The sequence below is a fragment of the Clostridium perfringens genome (assembly GCF_016027375.1).
GTDB classification, from domain to species: Bacteria; Bacillota; Clostridia; order Clostridiales; family Clostridiaceae; genus Sarcina; species Sarcina perfringens.
Map to the genome: position 1 here is coordinate 1775553 of NZ_CP065681.1, position 23974 is coordinate 1799526.

Consider the following 23974-nt stretch of genomic DNA (forward strand, 5'->3'; position numbering starts at 1 on the left):
CTAATCTCTCTTTTATTATTTAAAACTATTAAGCTCTGTTTACTGAACCGAATAATTCCATTTTTTCTTTAACTGTAGCTTTTATAGCTTCGAATCCAGGATTTAATAATTTTCTTGGGTCAAATCCTTTTCCTTCTAAGTCTTTTCCAGCTTCTATATATTTACGAGTAGCTTCAGCAAATGATAATTGACACTCAGTATTAACATTTATTTTTGATACTCCTAATGATATAGCTTCTGCGATCATATCTGAAGGGATTCCAGTACCACCGTGTAATACTAAAGGCATATCTCCAGTAGCAGCTTTAATGTTAGCTAAAGCTTCGAAGTTTAATCCAGCCCAGTTTGCAGGGTATTTTCCGTGAATGTTTCCGATACCAGCAGCTAACATAGTAACTCCTAATTCAGCGATTTGTTTACATTCAGCAGGATCAGCGATTTCACCAGCTCCAACAACACCGTCTTCTTCTCCACCGATTGATCCAACTTCAGCTTCAACTGATACGTTTTTAGCAGCAGCTAAGTTGATTATTTCTTTAGTTTTAACTATGTTTTCTTCGATTGAGTAGTGTGATCCATCGAACATTACTGATGAGAATCCAGCATCCATAGCATCTATAGCTCCTTGGTAGCTACCGTGATCTAAGTGTAATGCTACAGGAACAGTTATTTTTAATTCCTCTAACATTCCGTTAACCATTCCAACTATTGTTTTGAATCCACACATGTATTTAGCAGCACCTTCTGATACTCCTAATATAACTGGTGAGTTATTTTCTTGAGCAGTTAATAATATAGCTTTTGTCCATTCTAAGTTGTTTATGTTGAATTGACCAACAGCGTATTTTCCTTCTCTTGCTTTATTTAACATTTCTTTTGCGTTAACTAATGCCATTTTGTTTACCACCTTTCAAAATCTTTCATTAACTTTTATTAGATTTATATATAGGGACAAAAAAAGTCCATGCGGGACTTGCCCCTTTCAATAACATTATAAACTAAAATCATTATAAATTCCACAATAAAATATATTTTTTAGGTTGGAATTTAAAATATTACCTATATTAACCTTCTGAATATCCTTTATATGCTTTGTATAGCTCTTGATTATATGTACTGAGGATAAACTGTTGGAAACATCTTCAGCCTTTATATATTGAGTTAGACTAAGAATTTCCTTACTTAAATTATCTAATTGTTCATGATTTATGTAAAGAGATAAAGAAACATAATTTTCTTCTAAGAGATTACTTAACTTTAAAGACTCTTCATAAGATTCCTTCCAATCCTCTTTACTTAAGGAACTTTCTATTTTATTACTATAATCATTTACCTTGTCACATACATTTATTAGTTTATTATTAAAAAATAGAACAGAAGCAAGGAGGGAAAAAAATATTAATGATGAAATTAGGGTATTTTTCATAGTATTATGTCCTCCTTATCTTTCTGATTTTTTCTTTGAATAAATAATTTCTCATTAGAATCCATCATAACTAGGAATAATTTATCTCTAGGTGGATAATTAAGGGACTTTAATTTTTCATCTAACCATTTTTCATCCTTGTTCATTCCTTGAAGAGCTTTTTTATTTAAACGCCCATCTTCAAATAAAACAATTGGAATTTTTGATTCGCTTTCTTTTATTTTTAAGTCTTTTCTCTTAACATTATCACAAGCACTTTTAGGAATTATTGATATGGTTCCATTAGTTTCTATAATGGCATATTGAATATCGCTTATATCTAGATAACCAGCGCTTCGTAATTCTTCTAATATATCGTTCATTGTTAGCCTTTGTTTTTTCATCATTTCTAGGTTGATCTCTCCATCACTTATTATTATGGAAGGAGTACCATCTAGGATTTTTTCAAATAAACGGCTATGTTGTTGGATTTCAGATATTAATATTTTTACAAATAAAAGTGTAATTATAGGTACTATTCCTAAAAGGAGAGGAAGACGAGTATCTTGCATTGGTAAGGATGCTAAATCAGATAGCATTAAGGTTATTACAAGCTCGTAAGGTTGCAATTCCCCAATTTGACGTTTACCCATAAGTCTAATACTTATAATTACAATGAAATAAAGTATTGCTGTTCTTATAAAAGTTATTAGCATAAAAAATACCTCCTCTAATAAAATAGGGTAACAAATTTAAAGGGGATTTATACAAAAATAGATAATTTTTTTGAAGTTTTAAGTGTATAATAACAATAAGGCGGCTTATAAGTAGAGAGGAATGGTGTTTATGAAAAGCTTTAGGGTTAATGTAAATGGGGAAAGTTTACTCTTTAATGAGGGAGAAAAATATTCAGCAATTTTAAAAAAGGACTATATAAATGAAAAAATACCTATTACTTTGGTTAAGCAGAGGAATAAGTATTATGAGTTTACTGATTTAATAAATAATGATGGGGATATAGAACTTATAAATATAAGTGATCCACATGGAAAAATAGCTTATAGTAGAACTTTGCAGTTTGTATTTATAAAAGCAACTTTAGACTTGTTTAAAGATGCTAGAATAAATATAGAGCATTCTATAAGCAAGGGAACTTTTGGGGAAATTCACAAAGAAAAGGCCTTAGATAAAGAGGATATACTAAAAATAAAGAAAAAAATGCAAGATATAATAGATAAAAATATTATAATAGAAAAAATAAAGATGCCTAAGAAAGAGGCTATTGATATATTTAAATCTTATAAGATGCAGGATAAGGTTGATTTATTACATTGGGTTCAAGAAGAGTATGTAAACTTATATAAATTAGAAGATAGGTATGATTATTTTTATGGAGATATGGCATACTCTACAGGAGTTTTAAAATATTTTGATTTATTATATTATAATCCAGGTTTTATACTTATGGTACCAAGCCATAAGGAGCCAACAGTTGTACCTGTCTTTAAGGAGCAAAAAAAGTTATTTAATGTATTTAGAGAAAATGAAACATGGCTAAATATATTAGGAACTCCAGATGTAGGTTCTTTAGATTATAAGTTAGAGGGAGAAGAATCTAAAGACATAATAAGAGTTTCTGAGGCTTTACATGAGAAAAAAATAGCACAAATAGCAGATATGATAAGTGAAAGAAAAGAAGTTAAAATTGTTTTAGTAGCAGGGCCTTCATCTTCAGGTAAAACAACATTTTCAAAAAGACTTTCTATACAGCTTAGAGTTAATGGCTATATACCAATAGCTATATCCTTAGATGATTATTTTATAAATAGAATTCATACTCCTTTAGATGAAGAGGGAAAACCTGATTTTGAATCTATAAATGCTTTAGATCTAGAATTATTTAATAAGAATCTTTATGATATTTTAGAAGGGGAAGAAGTAGAAATACCTTCTTATAATTTTAAAATAGGAGAAAGAGAATGGCTAGGCAACAAGATTAAACTTCCTGATAATGGAGTGCTTGTTATAGAGGGAATACATGGACTAAATCCAAAACTGACAGAAAAAATTCCTTCAAAGAATAAGTTTAAGGTTTATATTTCTGCTTTAACACAATTAAATTTAGATAATCACAATAGAATTCCAACTACAGATGTCAGAAAAATAAGACGTATAGTTAGGGATTCTTTATCAAGAGGATATGGAGCAGAGCAAACTTTAGAAATGTGGAGTTCTATAAAAAGAGGAGAGGAAAAGAACATATTTGTTTATCAGGAAGAAGCAGATGTTATGTTTAACTCCACTTTAGTTTATGAATTAGCAGCGTTAAAGGAATATGCCTTAAGAGAATTAGAAAAAGTAGATAAAAATAGCAGTGTTTACTATGAAGCTAAAAGAATAATAAATACATTAAAGTTTTTTGTGGAAGTTAAGCCAGAGAGAGTACCTGAAAATTCGATTTTAAGAGAATTTATAGGTGGAAGTTGCTTCTATAAGTATTAATTAAATTAAAATTAAAAATATAGTAAGGAATTTATTATCTGTAATACTTAAAATATATTAGAAATTAAGTAGGGATTAATACAATTTATAAAGATTAGTTTGAAGATATTTTAATAATAAAGTATATTAAAATAAATGAGATGTATCAAAATAAAGTGTAAGCTTTATTAATGATACATCTCTATTTTATTTATCTATTAAGTGAATTTGTAAAGCTCTTGAAACCTTCTAAGCCTTCTTCATTTAATTTAAACACACCACAGTGCTCTAAAACAGATACGAATTTGTTTGATAATTCTTTATTTACAAAGTCATTTAAATCTGTTGATGATTTTAAATAATCAAATTTCTTCTTTAATTCAAGGGCCCATGGTCTATGATATTCTTCAATATTATCTAAAGAAATTTCATCCCTTAAGTATTCCTTTATTTTTTCAAGCTCTTTTAAAAGTCTTCCAGGTAAAACAGCAAGTCCCATAACTTCTATTAGGCCTATGTTTTCCTTTTTAATATGATGAACTTCTTCATGAGGATGGAATATTCCAAGAGGATGCTCTTTAGAAGTTCTGTTATTTCTAAGAGATAAATCAACTACGAATTTTCCATCTTCTTTTCTTACCATAGGAGTTATTGTATTATGCATTTCACTATTAGAATAAGCTAATATATCTAAAGTTTCATCTGAATAATCTCTCCATTTTTTTAGTATTAAATCAGAAGCTAATACTAGAGAATCTATATTTTCTCCTCTTAATCTTATAGTAGAAATTGGCCATTTAATAGCTTCACATTCTATATCTTCAAAGCCCTCTATAGAGAAATCAAATAGTTTCTTAGCATCATTCATAGGGAATCTATGATTTCCTCCTTGATAATGTTCATGGGAAAGAATAGAACCTCCAACTATAGGTAAATCAGCATTTGAACCAGCAAAGTAATGAGGGAATTTATCCACAAAACTCAATAAATTTTTAAATGTTGAAATATCTATTTTCATTGGAACATGATCCTCTGAAAGTATTATGCAGTGTTCATTATAATAAAGATAAGGGGAGTATTGAAGCATCCAAGTTCTATCATTAAGATCTAATCTTATCATTCTGTGATTAGCTCTATCAGGGTGAGTTACTGTTCCCTCATATCCTTCATTTTCTATACATAATAAACATTTTGGATAATTACTTTTAACAGAATTTCTTGCTAAAGCTATTTCTTTAGGGTCTTTTTCAGGTTTTGATAAGTTTATTGTAATATCCATAGTACCATATTTAGATGGTGCCTTAAAATTTATATTTTTAGCTATTCTATCAGTTCTTATATAATTTGAACTTTTACTTAAAGAATAGAAATAATCTGTACTTTCCTTAGGTGAAATAGCATATCTTTTATAAAATTCCTTGTTTATTAAAGATGGTGTAGGTAAAAATATATTCATTATATCACTAGAAAATATGTCTTTTGAATATAAAGCATTTTCTATGATTTTCTTTTCTATAGCTATATTTATTAGTTCATTTAATGTTTCATGAAAAGAAAGCGTAAGCTTCTCTTCACATGGAGTATAACTATTTTCATTAAATAGACTAAGAAGTCTATTTCTAGTATATACAGTGTCCATGTCTTCTATAAGATTATTATTTATTGATATCTCTATTAATCTATCTATTAAAGCATTTAAATTATACATGAAAAATCCCCCTTAATTAAATTGAAGAGGGCATGTATCAAAATAGGTTTTTATAAAACTTACAAAGAGTATGTGTTTGTAAGTTTTATTATTATATTTTGATACAGCCCAAAGGTTTTATTTTAAAGTTCAGTAGGACCATTACCTATAGAAGCAACATAGAATGACGCTTCATATCCTATAGCATCCTTGTAAGCCTGTCCAACATTTTTAATAAATTCATCAACATGAGCATTATTAACTATTGCTATGGCACATCCACCAAAGCCAGCCCCAGTCATACGAGCACCTAAAACTCCAGGTTGTTTCCAAGCATTTTCAGCTAAAGTATCTAATTCTTTACCAGTAACTTCATAATCATCTCTAAGAGAAATATGAGACTGATTCATAAGTTGTCCAAATAATTCAAGATTATTTTCTTTTAAAGCTTTTACAGCATCTTTTACTCTTTCATTTTCAGAAATAGCATGTACACATCTACGTAATTTATTAGAATCTTCTATTTTATCTTTATATGTTTCAAATTCTAAGGAAGTTAGTTCGCAAAGAGAAGAAATATTAGTATATTTCTTTAAAGTGTCTAAAGAATCATCACATTCTTTTCTTCTTTCATTATATTTAGAATCTGCAAGTTCACGTCTTTTATTAGTGTTCATTATAATTATTGAATTATCTCCTAAGTTTAAAGGAACATATTCATAATATAAGCTATTACAATCAAGTAAAATTGCCTTATCCTTTTCTCCTAGAGAAATAGCAAATTGATCCATTATACCGCTATTAACACCTATATAAGTATTTTCTACCTCTTTACCTATTAGTGCAGCATCTACCTTTGAAATATTAAGAGAAAAGAAAGTATCTAAAATTTTTACTATTAACATTTCTAAAGATGCTGAAGAGGAAAGACCAGCTCCGTTTGGAAGATTTCCATTGATAACTAAGTCAATACCCTTATCTATTTTATATCCTTTTTCTATAAGTACTTTTAGTACTCCTTTAAGATAGTTTGTCCAATTATCCTCTTTTTTATAAGATAAATCATCTAAAGAAAACTCTATTACTCCAAGAGATTCAAAGTTAAGAGAGTAAGCTCTACAAATTCTATCATCTCTTAAGCTTGCTGCTGCAAAAGTTCCAAGAGTTATTGGGCAAGGAAATACGAATCCCCCATTGTAGTCAATATGTTCACCTATAAGATTTATTCTTCCTGGTGAGAAAAATAATGAAGTAGGTTCTTTACCAAAATTATTAATAAAAGTTGATTTAAGTGTATTTAATTCCATGATATACCTCCGAATAGAAAATCTGTAACTTAATTATACGATTACAAAAAATAAAAATCAATTGTTTTACTAAAAATTTTACTAATTTTTTGTTAAGTTATTTTTAAATATAGAATTTTTGATAAAATTCTTAAAACTAGCATGTTTAATAGAGTAAAGATTATTGAAAAACTTATATTAAGTTGTTAAAATCAAACTATAGATATGAGAGGGAGAGTGAATAATTTGGTTATAGAAAGTAAAATTAATGATGAAATAAGTAAAATAGTATTAAAAAATAATAAAGTATCTGTGGAAATATTAAACTTAGGTGCTATTGTAGAAAAAATAAATGTAGAGGATAGATATGGAAATAAAGAAAATATAGTTCTTGCATATAAGGACGAGAAAAGCTATATTGAAAATCCTTCAAGTTTAGGTGCTATAGTAGGAAGAGTAGCAGGTAGAATAGGAAAGGGTTCCTTTAAATTAAATGGTATTAATTATGAATTAGATAAAAATAATAATGGAAACTGCCTTCATGGAGGGTATAAAGGTTTTAGTAAAAAAATTTGGGACTATTCATATAATGAGGATGAAGAAAAATCTACAGCAACATTTACTTGCTTTAGCAAGGATGGAGAAGGAGGATTCCCAGGTAATTTAAAGGTCAAGGTTACTTATTCTCTTGAAGGAGACAAGCTTTCCATAGAATATAGAGCTTATTCAGATAAAGATACAGTAGTAAACTTAACTAATCATTCATATTTTAATTTATCAGGAAACAATAAAAGAAATGTATTAGAACAAAAACTTTATATAGATTCAGATAAAATATGTGAATTAGATAAAAACTTAATTCCAACAGGAGAGTTTTTAAGTGTAGAAAAAACACCTTTTGACTTTAGGGAGTTAAAAAAAATAGGTGAGGATATAAATAAAAACCACTTGCAATTAGAAATTGGATCAGGATATGATCATCCATGGGTTTTAAATAAGAAGGGTGATTTTGATGCAATCTTAGTAGATGAAGAATCAGGAAGAATTATGAAGGTTAAGACAGATCAAAAGGCAGTAGTATGTTATTCAATGAATTTTCCAGATGAATTGCCTTTAGAAAATGGCAAAGTAGCCAAAAAGCATGATGGAATATGTTTTGAAACACAAAACTTACCAGTAGGATATGATGATTGCTTCTTAGATGGAATAATACTTAAAAAGGATGAAGAGTATTATCAAAAAACAACTTTTGAATTTGAGTATATGTAAAAAAATGGAGTGTATCAAAAAACTTTTTATAAAACTTACAAACAGTATGAAGAGAATATCTAGATGAGCTTTAGAATTTAAAGTATTACGGAGAAGATATTACGTTAAGAAGCTGAAACTGTTCGAAGCGAAGCAAGTTTTGAAGCTTTAGTAATATCTTCGGAGTAATACTTATAAATTCTTAGCGAAATCTAGTAATTCTCAGAATATGTTTGTAAGTTTTAATTTGTTATGTTTTGATACATCTCCATTTTTATTAGTTCTTTTTCATGTATTTTCTCATATCAAGAGCTACAGCTAGAACTATAATTAAACCTTTTATAACGAATTGTAAATAAGGGCTAACACCTATAAAAGCTAGACCATAGTTTATAACTTGGAATATTAAAACACCAGTTACTATTCCAGGAACAGTACCAACACCACCAGCAGTGGAAACTCCACCAACAACACAGGAAGCTATGGCATCTAGTTCATACATTTCACCAGTACTAGCAGTAGCACTACCAACACGACCAGCTTCTAGGGTACCTGCAAAACCATAAAGAACTCCAGCTAACATATAAACTAATAAAAGTGTTCTAACAACATTTACACCTGAAACCACAGCAGCTTCTCTGTTACCACCTATGGCATAAAGGTTTTTACCAAATTTAGTTTTATTCCATAAAGTCCAAATTACAGCTATTACAATAATTGCATATATAACTAAATAAGGTATTTTTATATTTCCATATATAGGAATGGAACCAAGTGTAAAATTACTAAAGGATTGGCTAAGACCACCTATTGGCATAGCTCCATATGGAGGTCTATCAAAGTATATTGAGTTAAGTCCATATATTCCTGTCATCATTCCTAGAGTAGCTATAAATGGAGGAACATTAAATTTAGAAACAACTAATCCATTTACAAGACCAACTATTCCACAAACAGCCATTGCTATTAAAATTGGAATGAATATAGGTAATTCAGGTAAATTAGGATACATTTTATATGCATAATCTCCAGCTTGAAGTAAAGAAGCTGATACTACGGCAGCAAGTCCAACTGTTCTACCAGCAGAAAGGTCAGTACCTTCAGTTAAAAGTATTCCTCCAACTCCAAGAGCTATTATTATACGAGAAGAGGATTGGCTTAATATATTAATAAAGTTTTTTAGTGATAAAAAATCTGGTGAAATAATACAAATTCCTATTAATAAGGCCACTAAAACTATATAAATAGCATTATTCATTAACCATTGGCTATTTAAATTAAACTTTTTCTTTGATTTGGTTTGCATTGTTAACTCCTCCTGTTACTGATAGATATTTTGCAGATAGATGCATAATTTCCTCTTGGGTAGTCTCATTAGCATTAACTATGCCAGAAACCCTACCATTACTCATGACTAGTATTCTGTCACATACACCTAAAAGTTCAGGCATTTCAGAAGAAACCATAATTATTCCTTTGTCTTCTTTAGCAAGTTCATTTATAAGTTGGTATATTTCGAATTTAGCACCAACATCTATACCTCTAGTAGGCTCATCTAGAAGTAGTATTTCAGGTTTTCTAAGAAGCCATTTTCCAATTACTATCTTTTGTTGATTACCACCAGAAAGGCTACCGATTAGAGTTTTTTGACTTGGAGTTTTTACTTTCATTGAATCTATAACCCATTGAGTATCTTTAGAGATTCTTCCATTTGCTAAAAGACCTGTTGATGTTTTATAACTATCTATATTAGCTATTATAGAATTAAAATCTATAGGTAATTTTCCAAAGATTCCAGTTTGTCTTCTTTCTTCAGTAACAAGGGCAAAACCATTTTGCATAGCCTTAAAAGGCTTACTGTTATCAACTTTTTTGCCATGTAAAATAATATCTCCAGAGCCCTTTTCTCTAAGGCCAAATAAGGTTTCTAAGGTCTCAGTTCTTTTAGCACCAACAAGACCTGCAATTCCTAAAATTTCTCCCTTTCTAAGTTTAAAGGAAACATTCTTTAATTCATTTTTTGCATCACTAAGATTATTTACTTCTAAAATAGTTTCTTTAGGAATATGATCCTTTTTAGGGAATCTATCAGTAAGTTCACGTCCAACCATAAGTTTTATTATTAAATCCATAGTAAGATCTGAAGCTTTTTCAGTAGCAATCCATTTACCATCTCTCATTATGGTAACTTCATCAGAGATCTCTAAGATTTCTTCCATCTTATGAGAGATATAGATTATACTTATTCCTTGCCTTCTAAGTTTATTTATTATTTTAAATAGGTGACTTACTTCTTTTTCTGTTAAAGAGGAAGTAGGCTCGTCCATTACTATTATTTTAGAGTTATACGAAACAGCCTTTGCTATTTCAACCATTTGCATTTGAGAAACAGATAGGGTAGAAACCTTATCACGAGGATTAACATTAATATCTAGATCCTTAAAGATTTTTTCTGTTTCATCATACATTTTCTTTTCATCTATAAAAAGTCCTTTTTTAGGATATCTACCAAGCCAAAGATTATCCATAACATTTCTTTCTCTAACTTGATTTAGTTCTTGGTGAACCATAGATACTCCATTATCTAAGGCGTGTTTTGAATTTTTAAATTGTACCTTTTGGCCAGAAATAAAAATTTCTCCTGAATTAGGGTGATATATACCAAATAGACATTTCATTAAGGTTGATTTACCAGCACCATTTTCTCCCATTAATGCATGTACAGAACCTTTTTTTACTTTTAAGCTTACATTATCTAAGGCTTTAACCCCTGGGAATTCTTTAGAGATATTTCGCATTTCTAACAGGTTTGAAGAGTCTTTCATCTTTTTTTACCTCCTGTTTTATTAAGGGCATATATCAAAATTAATTTTGATATAGCCCCTTTATTTTTTATAAATTATTTATATGAATCCTCAGCAACGTTTATATTGTCCTTAGTTATTCCTACATATGGAACACGGATTGATTTTTTATCATCAAGTTTCCAATTAGTTCCTTCAGTTATCTCTTTTCCATTTACTAAATTCATACAAGAATCCACTAGAGCTTGAGCTTGGTTCTTAGCATCGTTTAATACTGTACCAGCCATTTTACCAGCTTTGATTTTATCTAAAGCTTCAGGAATAGCATCAACACCATATATTGGAACAAACTTTTCAGGAGTTCCATCTAAATATCCTGCTTTTTCAAGAGAAGAAATAGCACCTAAAGCCATTCCATCATTATTACAGATTACCATTTCTATATTGTCACCATTTTTAGCAATCCAAGCATCCATTTTTTCAGTAGCTTTAGTTGAGTCCCACATAGCTGTATCCATTGCTAATTCTTCAGTTTCTATACCAGCCTTGTTTATTGTTTCAATAGAATATTTTGTACGAGCTTCTGCATCAGGGTGACCAGGTTCTCCTTTAAGCATTACATATTGTATTTTTCCATCACCATTTTTGTCCCAAGCAGGATTAGCTTTCCAACCTTCTGCCATTACTTCTCCTTGAATTATTCCTGATTCTTCAGAAGTTGTACCAACATACCAAACCTTGTCGTAGCTTTGCATAACAGCTTCGTCTGGTTCCTTATTAAAGAATACTACTGGTAAGTTGTCTGCCTTAGCTTTATCTACTACAGTAGGAGCAGATTTAGGGTCAACTAAGTTTATTGCAAGAATATCAACACCCTTAGCTATCATAGTGTCTACTTGTTCTATTTGCTTAGATTGATTATTTTGAGAGTCATTCATTAATAACTCGGCTTTTCCATTACAAAGTTTTTCTATATTTCTACGTTGGTATGACATGAAGTTATCTTCAAAACTATAAATTGTAGCTCCTATCTTAGGTGAATCGTTTTCTTTTGGTGTATCACCAGATGATCCAGTAGAGCCTGAACCTCCACCACAACCAACTAAAGTACCCATAGTTAAAGCTGAAATTAAAATTAGTGCTAAACCTTTCTTTTTCATAATAAGTCCTCCCTATTTTACCTTAAAACTTTATTGTAATTTTAAGTAAATTATAACATAAAATGGAAATAAAACAAGGGAAATTTGTTAAAAAATAATAAAGAAAGTATTATTTTATATTTGTTTAGTTAAATTTTATATATTATACAAAGAAAAGGTTAGAAAATTTTAGTAAAAAAATATATAATATAAAATAAGAAAAGTAAGGAGTGATTATGTGGCTACTATTAAAGATATTGCAAAGGGTGCTGGAGTTTCAATAGCTACTGTATCTAGAGTTTTAAATTTAGATGAAACGCTTAACGTATCTGAAGAAACAAGAAAAAAAGTAATGGAAATAGCTGAAGAATTAAATTATGTACCAGTAAAAGAAAGAAAAAATAAAATAAAAAATTACACCATAGGAATAGTTTATTGGTACACAGAAATACAGGAATTAAACGATCCATATTTTCTTTCAATAAGAATGGCTGTTGAGAAAAAGTGTAATGAAGAAAAAATTAAATTTAAACCAATAGATTTTCAAAAGATAATCAATGAAGGAACAAGAGAATATAGGGATTTAGATGGAATATTAGCTATTGGAATATTTGAAGAAGAAGAGATAAGCTTAATGGAAAAGCTATCTAAGAACATAATTTTTGTAGATTCTTCTCCAGAAGAGTGGAAATACGATTCAGTGGTAGTAGATTTTAAGTATGGAGTAAATATTTGTTTAGATTATTTAACATCCTTAGGCCATAAAGATATTGGATATTTAGGTGGTGAATCAATTCCTCATAATGGAAATGAGTCCATAAGAAAGGTAAATTACAGAGAGAAAACCTTTAAAGAATATATGGAGAAAATGGGTAACTATAAAGAAAAGTGGGTTCTAAAGGGAAGATTTTTACCAGAGCATGGTTATGAACTTATGAAGAAGGTATTAAAAGAGAAGGATCTTCCTACAGCATTTTTTATAGCTAGTGATCCTATGGCCATAGGAGCCTACAAAGCAATATTTGAAGAAGGATTAAGAATACCAGAGGATATAAGTATATTAGGTTTTGATGATATATGTACTGCTAAATTTTTGACACCTTCCTTGACAACAATAAAAGTTTTTACAGATCATATGGGAAGTATTGCCGTTGAGACACTTTTAGAGAGAATGAGAACAGGAAGAGAAATAGCTAAGAAAATAGTTTTACCTGTAAAACTAATAGAAAGAGAAAGTTGCAAAAGACTTTAAAGATAAATTTAATTTTATTTACTAAAAGAGACTACATGAAATTTTTTATGTAGTCTCTTTTAGTTATGGTAAAAATAATTTTAAAATATAAATTAAGATTTAAAATAGAGCTTAATATTAAAATAAAGCCTTTATTTTTTCTAAGTTTTTTATACAGGCATTATATCCATAGTTATAAGCCTCTTCTAATTTAGTTACATCTTTTTCAAAACTTTCAATAGCTTCATCTTCATTTGGTCTTATTATAATCGCCTTCCCAGCTCTTTCTAATTCTTCGCAAAATTTTACTGTTTCATTATATTTTATATGTCTTGATAAAAATGTATCTTTTAAGTTAGGGTATTTACGTCCCACTATTTTAGATGCTAACTTATTACTTTTTCCTAAGGTTTTTCTATAACTTTTAGGTCTAGTAAGAACTATTAAGTGTTTTTCATTTCCATCTGCTATAGCTTTTTTTATTGGAATAGGATCTAATAGTCCACCATCATAATATTCATTTCCATTTATTTTTATTGCTGGGAAAAGTATAGGAATAGCGCAAGTTGCTCTTAAAGCCATATATTTTTCATCTTTAACTTTTCCATCTAAGTATTCTGTTTTTCCTGTGTTAGCATTTGTAACACCTACTAAAACTCTTCCCTTATAATTTGAAAGTGCATTAAAATCATAAGGGAAGAGTTTATTTGCTAATTCATCAAATACAAAATCTAAACCAAAGATGCTTCTACACTTAAAGAAGTTAGAAAGACTTAAATATCTCTTATCATTTCTATATTTTTTTAATATTTCAATATTTCTTCCTTTTTGATTAGAAAAATATGAAAAACCATTAGTTATTCCTGCTGAAACTCCAATACAGTAAGGAAATATTATATTATTATCAAGAAGAGCATCCATAACTCCTGCACTAAAAATAGGACGAAAAGTTCCTCCTTCTAAAACTAAGCTAACCATAAAATATCCTCCTAAGCTTCATCATATATTTAAGATTATAATCCTTAAATTAAAAAATTTCAAAAAAGGTATGTTGAAAAAGAAGGGTGACTATGATATCATTTGGATTAGAAAATAGCATAAAAAATAGCTAGGGGTGCCAGTAGTGTCTGGCTGAGATTAGAAATGAAATTTCTTGACCCTTTAACCTGATCTGGTTAATACCAGCGTAGGGAAGCCCAAGAGACACATATATTTAAATTGATTTTAAAGCATATATAGCCTTAGGGCTGTATATGCTTTTTCTTTTTTAGAAGGAGTGAAAAATATGAGTAAATTATTTAATGCATTAACAATTGCAGGGTCAGATAGTTCGGGGGGAGCAGGAATACAGGCTGATATAAAAACTTTTTCTGCTAATGGAGTTTACGGAATGAGTATAATAACTGCCATAACAGCTCAGAATACTCAAGGAGTTTTTGGAATAATGGATGTTACTCCTGAAATAATAGAAAAACAAATAGATGTTATTTTTAATGATATAGAAGTAGGAGCCATAAAAATAGGCATGGTATCTAAAATTGAATCAATAGAAGCCATAAGTAATGCTTTAGGAAGAGTAGAAAAATTGCCTCAAATAGTATTAGATCCTGTTATGATTTCAAAAAGTGGATTTAAGCTTTTATCAGATGATGCAAAAAATACTTTAATAGAAAAGTTAATACCTATATCTACTTTGATAACTCCAAATTTACCAGAGGCAGAAGAATTATTAGGTAGAGAAATACTTACAATAGAAGATATGAAAAAAGCAGCCTGTGATCTTAAAAAATTAGGAGCAAAAAATGTTTTAATTAAGGGTGGACATTTAGAAGGAGAGGCCATAGATATTTTATATGATGGTGAAAACTTTACTCTTTTTAATGAAGAGAGAATAAATACAAAGCATACTCATGGAACAGGATGTACCTTATCATCAGCTATTACAGCTAATTTATCAAAGGGAATGAATATAGTTGATTCTGTGAGAGGTGGAAAAGAATATATTACAGGTGCTATAAAAAATGGCTTTGAACTTGGAAAGGGTGTTGGACCAACACATCATTTCTATAAATTTTACTAGGAGGAATAAAAATGGAAGTTTTAAAAAGAGAAAATCCTTTAATACATATGATAACTAATTATGTTACAGTTAATGATTTAGCACAAGTAACCATTAATTATGGAGGCTTACCTCTTATGGCTACCCATCATGATGAATTAAAAGATATAACAAAAATGGCTAATGGATTATTAGTTAATATAGGAACTTTAGAGCCTTACCAAATGGAGTCATCAATGATTTCTATGAAAATAGCAAAGGAAAAAGGAATTCCCTCTGTTTTAGATCCAGTAGGTGTACAAGCATCAAAACTTAGAAAAGATTTTGCTAAAAAATTAATACTAGAGGGAGAGCCTTCACTTATAAAGGGTAATTTAGCTGAAATAAAAACCCTTATAGGTGAAACTTCAAATTCAATTGGGATAGATTCCTTTGATGATTCTTTAAGTGAAAATACAAAAAATAAGATAAAGGAATATGCAAGAGAAAGAAATCTTATAGTAGTTGTTTCTGGAGTGGTTGATTTTATAACTAATGGAGAAGAAAGTGCAAGTGTTAAAAATGGAACTTATAAAATGAGTAAAATTACAGGTACTGGATGTATGTTAGGAGCTTTATTAACACTAGCTTTAAGTTTTTATGACCATAAAGATTTAAGATTTAAAGAAGTGGTTAAAGCAGTATCTACATGGGGAATATGTGGAGAATTAGCTGAGGAAAGATTAAGAGAAAAAGAAGGGTTAATGACATTTAAGCATAATCTTTTAGATGAACTTTCAATTATTAATGATGAAACAATAAAGGAAAGGGAGAAGGTTATTTATGATTAATAAAGATTACAAAAAATTATATTTAGTAACAGACTATAGAATTCCCTTTAATGAGCTTTTAGAAAAAACAAAGGAAGCTTTAATTGGAGGGGTATCCATTGTTCAATATAGAGCAAAGAATAAAAAAACTAAAGAAATGTGTAAGGAAGCTAAGGAGTTAAAAAAGCTTTGTGATGAGTTTGGAGCATTATTCTTAGTAAATGATAGAATAGATGTAGCCTTAGCAGTAAAAGCTAATGGAGTTCATATAGGACAAGATGATATGGAAGTTTTCATAGCAAGAGAAATAATGCCAAAGGATGCAGTTATAGGTGTTACTGTTCATAATAAAGAGGAAGCTTTAAAAGCTATAAAAGAGGGAGCAGATAACTTAGGTGTTGGAGCTTTATTTTCAACTAATAGTAAAGATGATGCAACATTAATGACCTTAGAAACCTTAAGAGAGATAAAATCTGTTTCTAATATTCCACTTTATGGAATTGGAGGTATAACTCCTTATAACTTAAATAAGGATATTTTAGAAAATCTAGATGGGGTAGCTGTCATATCTGCTTTGTTAAATAGTGATAATATAAGAGAAAAAAGTAAGGAATTTTTAAATATTCTTAGTAAATAAAAATTTTTGAATATTAAACTTAAAATATGAAATAATCAAAAAGAGGTTCTTAAGTTATAGAATCTCTTTTTTATTTAGAGTTTATTTTATAGTATAATATTTATAATTTAAGGACTATTTTAACTAAACCTTAATTTTAAATAGGTATAAATTTTATTTTACATATGCTTAGTTTAGATGTGGTCTTAATTTTATATAAGTTAGATAAGTAGTGATTTTAGGAGAAGGATATGAGAAGAGAGTTTGAGGTATTAAATAATATTTTTGGATATAGGGACTTTAGAAAAGGGCAACAGGAGGTAATAGATAAGATTTTAAATGGAAAGGATGTATTTTGTATATTACCTACTGGAGGAGGAAAATCTTTATGTTATGAAATACCTGCTTATATTTTTAAAGGAACAACACTTGTTATTTCTCCCTTAATATCTCTTATGAAGGATCAAGTTGATAACTTAAATTCCTTAGGAATTAATGCTGCTTATATAAGTGGAGGAAATGACTTTGAAGAGGTTAAAAATATAATTAGGAAATTCATAAAAGGAGAATTTAAGCTTCTTTATGTATCACCTGAGAGATTAGAAAATAGATATTTTTTAGATAATATAGAAAAAGCTAATATTGCACAAATTGTAGTTGATGAAGCTCACTGCGTATCAATGTGGGGCCATGACTTTAGAAAAAGTTATAGCAAGATAAAACCATTTATTTGTAATTTAAAGAAAAGACCAATTATTACAGCCTTTACAGCTACGGCTACAGAGATAGTTATGAAGGATTCCATTGAACTTTTAGGTCTTTATAATCCCTTTATTTATAAGGGTAGCTTTAGTAGAGATAATTTGGAGATAAATGTATTAAAAGAAGTTGATAAATTAGAAATTATAAGTGAAATTATAAGTGAACATGAGGAAGAGTCAGGAATAATTTATTGCTCAACTAAAAATGAAGTTGAAGAACTTTATAAACATATGCTTTATAGAGGGAAAAGTGTAGGGAAATATCATGGATCCTTAAAAGATAAGGAAAAAAATTATTACCAAGAAGAATTTTTAAATGATAATTTTAAGGTTATGATTGCTACAAATGCTTTTGGTATGGGAATTGATAAGCCTGATGTTAAGTTTATAATACATTCAACATTTCCAAAAAGTATAGAAAATTATTATCAAGAAATAGGCCGTGGAGGAAGAGATGGAAGCTTAGCTAAGTGTTATCTTCTTTATTCAGAGCAAGATATAAGAGTCATGGATTATTTAATAAGTTCAACTACAGAACTATCTAGAAGAACTATAGAGCTTAAAAAACTAGAAAAAATAATAGAGTTTTGTAATTATGATAAGTGTCTTAGAAAATATATTTTAGATTATTTTGGAGAGGAAAATTCCATAAAGTATTGCAACAATTGTACTAACTGCTTAAAAAATAGTGATTTAATAGATATGACATTAGAGGCACAAAAAATATTATCATGTATATATAGAACAAAGGAAGCCTTTGGAGAAAGTGTTTTAATAGATATTTTAAGGGGGATTCATGGGCCAAAGATTGAAAAATATAAGCTATACGAGCTTTCAACCTTTGGAATAATGAAAGAATATACAAGTAAGTATATAAAGGACATAATAAAGGAGCTTTTATCTATTAAGGCTTTAGAGAGAAAAGAAGGAACATATTCTATGCTAAAGTTAAATAGAAAATCTATAGGAATATTAAAGGGAGAAGAAAAGGTACTTTTAGAGGTTAATAATAATGAAGAAAGCATGTGCATGGATTTAGAACTTTTCAAGAAACTTCGTATTTTAAGAAAAGATATATCAAGAAGAGAAGGAGTAAAACCATACATAGTTTTTACAGATTCAATGATTATGGAGATAATAAATAAAAATCCTAAAAGTAAAGAGGATTTAAAAAATATTAGGGGCTTTGGAGAGCAGAAAATAACAAAGTATGGCCCTTTTATTCTTACAACCTTAAGAGATTATGAAAAGTATGGAAAAAGAAATTAGTTTTACTAATTTCTTTTTTGTTTTATAAGGATATTTTGTCATAGAACATAATAGATAAGGAATATATTTAGGGTAAAGGAGGGATTACAATGGATTTTAAAGAGTTTATAAAAAGTGATAGGGAAAAACATAATAAGCAGAAGTTTAAGGGAACATTTCTTGATTATTTAGAAATTGTAAAAAATAATCCTGATGTTGCAAAACTTTCTCATAAAAGGATTTATGATCTTATTATGGATAAGGGCTTTGAAATATTAAGACCTGAGGAAAATGCAAAAATTAAAAAGATATATGGGAATGAAAAAATAAAGAGATATAACTTTTTTAAAGAAGACTTTTATGGAATTGATACAGTTGTTATGAAATTAATGAATTATTTTCATTCAGCTTCAATGAGGGGAGAAGAAGCAAGACAAGTATTATACTTAGTAGGACCTGTGGGAGCAGGTAAATCCTCTTTAGTAGAATCAATTAAAAGAGTTTTAGAAACAGCACCGCCAGTATATGTTTTAGAGGGATGTCCTATGCATGAAGAGCCACTGCATTTAATACCTAAACATTTAAGAAAAGAATTTGAGGATATGTTAGGTGTTGAGATTGAAGGAGATTTATGTCCAGTTTGTAAGTATAGATTATTAAATGAATTTGGTGGAGAATATGAAAAGTTTCCAGTTTCAACAAAGAATTTTTCAATTCGTTCTAGAAAAGGAATTGGAGTTGTACCTCCAGTAGATCCTAATAATCAAGATACCTCAATTTTAACAGGATCTATTGATATTTCTAAAATGGACATGTATCCAGAGGATGATCCAAGAATATTTTCATTAAATGGTGCATTTAATGTTGGTAATAGAGGGTTAGTTGAATTTATTGAAGTATTTAAAAATGATGTGGAATATTTACACACCATAATAACTGCAACTCAAGAAAAATCTATTCCTTCACCAGGTAAGGGATCAATGATTTATTTTGATGGACTTATAATAGCTCATTCTAATGAAGCTGAGTGGAATAAATTTAAATCAGATCATACTAATGAAGCAATCTTAGATAGAATAGTAAAAATTGAAGTTCCATATTGTTTAGAGCTTAGTGAAGAAATTAAAATTTATGAAAAAATATTAAAGAAATCTAATTTTGATGCTCATATAGCTCCTCATACTATGGAAATTGCTTCAATGTTTGCTATATTAACAAGATTACTTCCTTCTATGAAAGTTGATCCAATTACTAAACTTAAACTTTATAATGGAGAGGAAATTGTTGAAAAGGGAACAACTAAGAGAATTGATGTTTTAGAGTTAAAAGAAGAAGCTGGAACCATGGAAGGCATGAAGGGAATTTCAACAAGATTTATTATAAAGGCAATAGATAATGCTCTATCAAATGCAGAGCATAAGTGTATAAATCCATTAAGCGTTATGGAAAGTATAATAAAATCTGTTAAGGATATGGATATATCTCAAGAGGATAAGAAGAAATATTTAGGATATATTCAAGATACCATAAGAAAAGAATATAATAAGATTCTTGAAAAAGAAATTACAAAGGCATTTATTCACTCTTTTAAGGAGCAAGCAGAAAGTTTATTTAATAATTATATAGATAATGCAGAGGCTTATGTAAATAAAACAAAACTTAAGGATTCTTCAACTAGTGAAGAGTTAGAGCCAGATGAAGAATTTATGAGAAGCATAGAGGAACAAATAGGAATATCAGAATCTTCTTCCAAGGGATTTAGGGCAGATGTAACATCATATATGTTCTATATAGTTAGAAGTGGCGGAAAAATGGACTATAGATCTTATGAACCACTAAAAGAAGCTATTGAAAAGAAACTAACAGCTTCAGTTAAGGATTTATCAAGAATAATAACTAAATCTAGAGTAAGAGATAAAGATCAAGATAGAAAGTATAATTCAATGGTAAATCAAATGGAGAAAAATGGTTATTGTCCACATTGCTGCGATGTAATATTAAAATATGCAGCTAATAACCTATGGAAGGATTAAAATATGGCCATATTTAGAGATCAAGCAGAAAACCATGTAGAACATGATAGATCTATAGAGGATAGAAGACGTCACAGGCAGTTAGTAGAAAAATCTATTAAAGAAAATTTAGGAGATATACTTTCAGAGGAGAGCATAATTGGAGAAACTAAAAATAAAAAATATAAAATTCCTATTAGAGGAATAAAGGAATATCAATTTATTTATGGTGCAAATAATAAAGGGGTCACAACAGGTACTGGAGAAGAAAGACGAGGGGATAGAATTTCTAGTGATAAGAGAAAAGCTATTTCTAATAATAAAGCAGGAAATCAGGAGGGAAAGGATATATATGAAACTGAGATAACCTTAGAGGAACTTATGGATTATATAGTTGAGGATCTTGATTTACCTAACTTAGATAGGAAGAAGTACTCTGAAATAATAGTTGAAAGTGCAGCTAAAAAAAGAGGATATCAAAAATATGGTGTAAGGCCAAGGCTTGCAAAGAAAAAAACTGTTATGTGTAAAATAGCTAGAAAACAAGGAAAAAAAAGAGCATTGCGTGAAATAGGAGAAGAAGCGGAAATAGGAAGATTTCCTTTTAGAGAAGATGACTTAAGATATTATAAAGTGAAAAAACATCCTAAAAAAGAAAGCAATGCTGTAATGATTTTTATAATGGACGTTTCAGGTTCTATGGATAACACTAAAAAATATTTAGCTAGATCATTTTTCTTTGTTTTATCTAGGTTTATAAGGAGAAAATATAATAATGTAGCCTTTGAATTCATATCTCATACTACTACAGCTAAGAATGTTAATGAATATGAGTTTTTCCACAAAGGGGAATCTGGAGGAACGTATATATCTTCGGGAATAAATGCTGCCATAGATTTAATAAAAGAAAAGTATAACCCAGGCGTTTGGAATATATATCCTTTCTATGCTTCAGACGGCGATAACTGGAGTGAGGATAATGAAAAGGCTATGGAAGCTGTAAATGAAATTTCAGATTTAAGTAATATGTTTGGATATATAGAGCTTTTACCATCCACTTATTCCACTACAATGTTCTACAGATTTAAAAAAGAAATAAGTAAGAAAAATTTTGTCTCTGTAACTGTAAAGGAAAAGAAGGATCTGTGGAATGCTATAAAATATATGCTATCTGAAGAACTACAGGAAAAGAATAAGGAATGAGAGTTTTAAGATAAGGGGCTTTAAATATGGATTATAATTTAAAAGATTTAGAAGGATGGAACAATAAGATAGAAGAAATAGCAAAGAGTGAAGGACTAGATTATTATCCTCAGGAATATGAAATTATAGGCTATAATGAAATGCTAAGTTATGAAGCATATGTAGGAATGCCTTCTAAATATCCACATTGGAGTTATGGTAAGGCTTATGAAAAGAATAAAACCTTATATTCATTAAATATGACAGGATTACCATATGAGATGGTTATAAATTCTAATCCTTGCCTAGCTTATTTAATGAAGGATAACACTTTATTGCTTCAAATATTAACTATGGCTCATGTATATGGTCATAATGATTTCTTTAAAAATAATAGATTGTTTAAAGAAGGAACAGATGCAAATAATGCTTTAGAAATGTTTAAGCTAGATGCAGATACTATAAGAGGATATATAAATGATCCAAGTATAGGTTATAGCCAAGTTGAAAGAATATTAGATTCTGCTCATTCCATAAGATATCAAGTGCCAAGGGTTATAGGTGAAAAGAGGGAGTCGCAAGATGAGCAGAGAAAAAGAGTATTAGAGATATTTAATAAGAAAAAAGAAAATAGAGGTATTTTAGACTCTATGGAAGAAATACTTCCTCCTGATATAAGTAAAATTCCACTTAATCCAGATGATGATATTATTCAGTTTATAATAGACTATAGTAATTTAGAAGAGTGGGAAAAAAATATTCTAAAAATAGTTAGAAGAGAAAGCTTATACTTTTTACCACAAATAGAGACTAAGATAATGAATGAAGGCTGGGCAAGTTATTGGCATTATAATATTTTGAAAAAGTTAAATTTACCACAGGGACTTCATTTAGAGTTTTTAAAAAGACATAATGATGTTGTGGCTCCTGTTTCTTATGGACTTAACCCTTATTATATAGGTTTTAGAATTTTTCAGGATATAGAAAAAAGGTATGGCAGAGAAAAGATCTTTGAAGTAAGAGCATTAGAAAGAGATAATTCCTTTATAAGAAAATATTTAACTAGGGAGCTTTGTGAGGAGCTTAATTTATTCCAGTATGTTAAAAAGGGATTTGATTATGTTGTAGAGGAAGTTTCTGATGATTTAGGATGGAAGAGTATTAGGAATCTTATTGCAGATGAATGCGGTGTAAGCTCTATTCCACATATTAGAGTTAGAGAGCTAAATAAAAAAGATATGACTTTAAATTTAGAGCATGTTTTTGATGGAAGAGAATTAGAAGCTAATTATGCAAAGAAAACCTTAAAGTATATAAATATTTTATGGGGAAGAAAGGTAAATTTAAGTAGTAAGGGTAAAGATGGGTCAGATATATTATTTATGTGTGATGAATAGGAAAAAACTTTCATATTATAGAATATAAATAATATAAAATATGGAGTTAATATGAAAAGTTTAAAAGGATCTCAAACTGAAAAAAATCTTTACAAAACCTTTGCAGGAGAATGTCGTGCTCGAACAAAATATAATTTATTTGCTGAAGAGGCAAGAGAGGAAGAACAACATTGGATAGCAGATATCTTTGATGAAACTGCTAAGAATGAATATGCTCATGCTAGAGAAGTTTTTAGAAGATTTTTAGGTAATGTAGGAGATATAGCAGATAACCTTATGGTAGCAGCTATGGGGGAAAGTGATGAATTTAAAGAAATATATAAAGAGTTTGAAGAAACAGCACGTAGTGAAGGCTATGAGGAAATAGCAGACTTTTTTAAGGAACTTAGAGAGGTAGAGGAATCTCATAATGAAAGATATATGGACTTTTATGATAAGATTAAATCAAAAAGTTTATATTCATCAAAAGAACCTGTGAAATGGGTATGTACAAATTGTGGATATATCCATGAAGGAAAGGAAGCTCCAATGAATTGTCCTCTATGTAGATTCCCTCAAGGATACTTTAGACTTTTAAATGAATGTTAGTATTAAAGAGGAGAATTTTAA

Annotated in this window: 20 protein-coding genes and 1 riboswitch; of the genes, 11 read left to right on the forward strand and 9 right to left on the reverse strand. The window is 29.2% G+C overall.

Translation table 11 applies throughout. The features are described from left to right. Positions 1 to 28: 28 nt before the first annotated feature. The 3 genes from fba to I6G60_RS08635 form a co-directional block, all read right to left on the reverse strand. Entirely contained in the window at positions 29 to 895 is an 867-nt protein-coding gene (gene fba / locus I6G60_RS08625) for a class II fructose-1,6-bisphosphate aldolase (RefSeq protein ID WP_003449129.1), read from the reverse strand. A 96-nt stretch (positions 896 to 991) separates the two neighbouring features. Further along, entirely contained in the window at positions 992 to 1426 is a 435-nt protein-coding gene (locus tag I6G60_RS08630; RefSeq protein ID WP_003469820.1) for a DUF4363 family protein, read from the reverse strand. Next, complete coding sequence (locus tag I6G60_RS08635; protein WP_003460747.1) at positions 1423 to 2121, reverse strand: DUF421 domain-containing protein; 699 nt, start codon at positions 2119 to 2121, stop codon at positions 1423 to 1425. Before I6G60_RS08635 ends, I6G60_RS08630 begins: the two co-directional genes overlap by 4 nt. A 130-nt stretch (positions 2122 to 2251) precedes the next feature. Between I6G60_RS08635 and I6G60_RS08640 the strand changes: the two genes are divergently transcribed. Next, the gene (locus I6G60_RS08640) at positions 2252 to 3907 is read left to right on the forward strand and encodes a nucleoside kinase (RefSeq protein ID WP_087413802.1); all 1656 of its coding nucleotides are present in this window, start codon (positions 2252 to 2254) and stop codon (positions 3905 to 3907) included. A gap of 190 nt (positions 3908 to 4097) precedes the next feature. On the opposite strand, the gene galT is transcribed toward I6G60_RS08640, so the two are convergent. Both galT and I6G60_RS08650 read right to left on the reverse strand, forming a co-directional pair. After that, the gene (gene galT / locus I6G60_RS08645; protein WP_110034784.1) at positions 4098 to 5594 is read right to left on the reverse strand and encodes a UDP-glucose--hexose-1-phosphate uridylyltransferase; all 1497 of its coding nucleotides are present in this window, start codon (positions 5592 to 5594) and stop codon (positions 4098 to 4100) included. A 122-nt stretch (positions 5595 to 5716) separates the two neighbouring features. Next, entirely contained in the window at positions 5717 to 6880 is a 1164-nt protein-coding gene (locus I6G60_RS08650) for a galactokinase (protein WP_003460744.1), read from the reverse strand. A 225-nt stretch (positions 6881 to 7105) separates the two neighbouring features. On the opposite strand from I6G60_RS08650, the gene I6G60_RS08655 reads away from it, so the two are divergent. Beyond that, complete coding sequence (locus I6G60_RS08655; protein ID WP_003460742.1) at positions 7106 to 8128, forward strand: aldose epimerase family protein; 1023 nt, start codon at positions 7106 to 7108, stop codon at positions 8126 to 8128. A 256-nt stretch (positions 8129 to 8384) separates the two neighbouring features. On the opposite strand, the gene mglC is transcribed toward I6G60_RS08655, so the two are convergent. The 3 genes from mglC to mglB form a co-directional block, all read right to left on the reverse strand. Continuing rightward, on the reverse strand, positions 8385 to 9413 hold the full coding sequence (gene mglC / locus I6G60_RS08660) for a galactose/methyl galactoside ABC transporter permease MglC (protein ID WP_003449090.1): 1029 nt from the start codon (positions 9411 to 9413) through the stop codon (positions 8385 to 8387). Beyond that, positions 9385 to 10932 carry a galactose/methyl galactoside ABC transporter ATP-binding protein MglA gene (gene mglA, locus I6G60_RS08665; RefSeq protein ID WP_110016219.1) on the reverse strand — a complete coding sequence of 516 codons (1548 nt, stop codon included), beginning with the start codon at positions 10930 to 10932 and terminating at the stop codon, positions 9385 to 9387. The genes mglC and mglA overlap by 29 nt, the downstream gene beginning before the upstream one ends. A gap of 74 nt (positions 10933 to 11006) precedes the next feature. Then, entirely contained in the window at positions 11007 to 12071 is a 1065-nt protein-coding gene (gene mglB, locus I6G60_RS08670; protein WP_003477945.1) for a galactose/glucose ABC transporter substrate-binding protein MglB, read from the reverse strand. Positions 12072 to 12288: 217 nt separating this feature from the next. On the opposite strand from mglB, the gene I6G60_RS08675 reads away from it, so the two are divergent. Beyond that, positions 12289 to 13302 (forward strand): LacI family DNA-binding transcriptional regulator, encoded by a 1014-nt coding sequence (locus I6G60_RS08675; RefSeq protein WP_003470312.1) that lies wholly within the window; start codon positions 12289 to 12291, stop codon positions 13300 to 13302. A 117-nt stretch (positions 13303 to 13419) separates the two neighbouring features. Here I6G60_RS08675 and I6G60_RS08680 read toward each other — a convergent pair whose 3' ends face one another. Then, the gene (locus I6G60_RS08680) at positions 13420 to 14259 is read right to left on the reverse strand and encodes a patatin-like phospholipase family protein (RefSeq protein WP_110016220.1); all 840 of its coding nucleotides are present in this window, start codon (positions 14257 to 14259) and stop codon (positions 13420 to 13422) included. 122 nt (positions 14260 to 14381) lie between these two features. After that, positions 14382 to 14491: riboswitch (TPP riboswitch) on the forward strand. A 75-nt stretch (positions 14492 to 14566) separates the two neighbouring features. Here I6G60_RS08680 and thiD point away from each other — a divergent pair. The 8 genes from thiD (at position 14567) to I6G60_RS08720 (ending at position 23953) form a co-directional block, all read left to right on the forward strand. Beyond that, on the forward strand, positions 14567 to 15361 hold the full coding sequence (thiD, locus tag I6G60_RS08685; protein WP_110016221.1) for a bifunctional hydroxymethylpyrimidine kinase/phosphomethylpyrimidine kinase: 795 nt from the start codon (positions 14567 to 14569) through the stop codon (positions 15359 to 15361). Between the two features lie 11 nt (positions 15362 to 15372). Further along, a complete protein-coding gene (gene thiM / locus I6G60_RS08690) occupies positions 15373 to 16170 on the forward strand; it encodes a hydroxyethylthiazole kinase (RefSeq protein ID WP_110016222.1) in 798 nt (265 codons plus the stop codon). Next, positions 16163 to 16786 (forward strand): thiamine phosphate synthase, encoded by a 624-nt coding sequence (gene thiE, locus I6G60_RS08695; protein WP_003460600.1) that lies wholly within the window; start codon positions 16163 to 16165, stop codon positions 16784 to 16786. Before thiM ends, thiE begins: the two co-directional genes overlap by 8 nt. 230 nt (positions 16787 to 17016) lie before the next feature. Next, complete coding sequence (recQ, locus tag I6G60_RS08700) at positions 17017 to 18795, forward strand: DNA helicase RecQ (RefSeq protein ID WP_110016223.1); 1779 nt, start codon at positions 17017 to 17019, stop codon at positions 18793 to 18795. An 89-nt stretch (positions 18796 to 18884) separates the two neighbouring features. After that, entirely contained in the window at positions 18885 to 20807 is a 1923-nt protein-coding gene (locus tag I6G60_RS08705) for a PrkA family serine protein kinase (protein ID WP_110016224.1), read from the forward strand. Positions 20808 to 20810: 3 nt separating this feature from the next. Further along, entirely contained in the window at positions 20811 to 21989 is a 1179-nt protein-coding gene (gene yhbH, locus I6G60_RS08710; protein WP_003460597.1) for a sporulation protein YhbH, read from the forward strand. Between the two features lie 26 nt (positions 21990 to 22015). Beyond that, entirely contained in the window at positions 22016 to 23365 is a 1350-nt protein-coding gene (locus I6G60_RS08715) for a SpoVR family protein (protein WP_003460596.1), read from the forward strand. Between the two features lie 51 nt (positions 23366 to 23416). After that, complete coding sequence (locus I6G60_RS08720) at positions 23417 to 23953, forward strand: rubrerythrin family protein (protein WP_003473134.1); 537 nt, start codon at positions 23417 to 23419, stop codon at positions 23951 to 23953. The last annotated feature ends 21 nt before the right edge of the window (positions 23954 to 23974 follow it).

Bases quoted from the DNA above. Each gene is read 5' to 3' on its own strand.
- fba (WP_003449129.1), bottom strand. From the start codon at position 895: ATGGCATTAGTTAACGCAAAAGAAATGTTAAATAAAGCAAGAGAAGGA.
- I6G60_RS08630 (WP_003469820.1), bottom strand. From the start codon at position 1,426: ATGAAAAATACCCTAATTTCATCATTAATATTTTTTTCCCTCCTTGCT.
- I6G60_RS08635 (WP_003460747.1), bottom strand. From the start codon at position 2,121: ATGCTAATAACTTTTATAAGAACAGCAATACTTTATTTCATTGTAATT.
- I6G60_RS08640 (WP_087413802.1), top strand. From the start codon at position 2,252: ATGAAAAGCTTTAGGGTTAATGTAAATGGGGAAAGTTTACTCTTTAAT.
- galT (WP_110034784.1), bottom strand. From the start codon at position 5,594: ATGTATAATTTAAATGCTTTAATAGATAGATTAATAGAGATATCAATA.
- I6G60_RS08650 (WP_003460744.1), bottom strand. From the start codon at position 6,880: ATGGAATTAAATACACTTAAATCAACTTTTATTAATAATTTTGGTAAA.
- mglC (WP_003449090.1), bottom strand. From the start codon at position 9,413: ATGCAAACCAAATCAAAGAAAAAGTTTAATTTAAATAGCCAATGGTTA.
- mglA (WP_110016219.1), bottom strand. From the start codon at position 10,932: ATGAAAGACTCTTCAAACCTGTTAGAAATGCGAAATATCTCTAAAGAA.
- mglB (WP_003477945.1), bottom strand. From the start codon at position 12,071: ATGAAAAAGAAAGGTTTAGCACTAATTTTAATTTCAGCTTTAACTATG.
- I6G60_RS08680 (WP_110016220.1), bottom strand. From the start codon at position 14,259: ATGGTTAGCTTAGTTTTAGAAGGAGGAACTTTTCGTCCTATTTTTAGT.
- thiD (WP_110016221.1), top strand. From the start codon at position 14,567: ATGAGTAAATTATTTAATGCATTAACAATTGCAGGGTCAGATAGTTCG.
- thiM (WP_110016222.1), top strand. From the start codon at position 15,373: ATGGAAGTTTTAAAAAGAGAAAATCCTTTAATACATATGATAACTAAT.
- thiE (WP_003460600.1), top strand. From the start codon at position 16,163: ATGATTAATAAAGATTACAAAAAATTATATTTAGTAACAGACTATAGA.
- recQ (WP_110016223.1), top strand. From the start codon at position 17,017: ATGAGAAGAGAGTTTGAGGTATTAAATAATATTTTTGGATATAGGGAC.
- I6G60_RS08705 (WP_110016224.1), top strand. From the start codon at position 18,885: ATGGATTTTAAAGAGTTTATAAAAAGTGATAGGGAAAAACATAATAAG.
- yhbH (WP_003460597.1), top strand. From the start codon at position 20,811: ATGGCCATATTTAGAGATCAAGCAGAAAACCATGTAGAACATGATAGA.
- I6G60_RS08715 (WP_003460596.1), top strand. From the start codon at position 22,016: ATGGATTATAATTTAAAAGATTTAGAAGGATGGAACAATAAGATAGAA.
- I6G60_RS08720 (WP_003473134.1), top strand. From the start codon at position 23,417: ATGAAAAGTTTAAAAGGATCTCAAACTGAAAAAAATCTTTACAAAACC.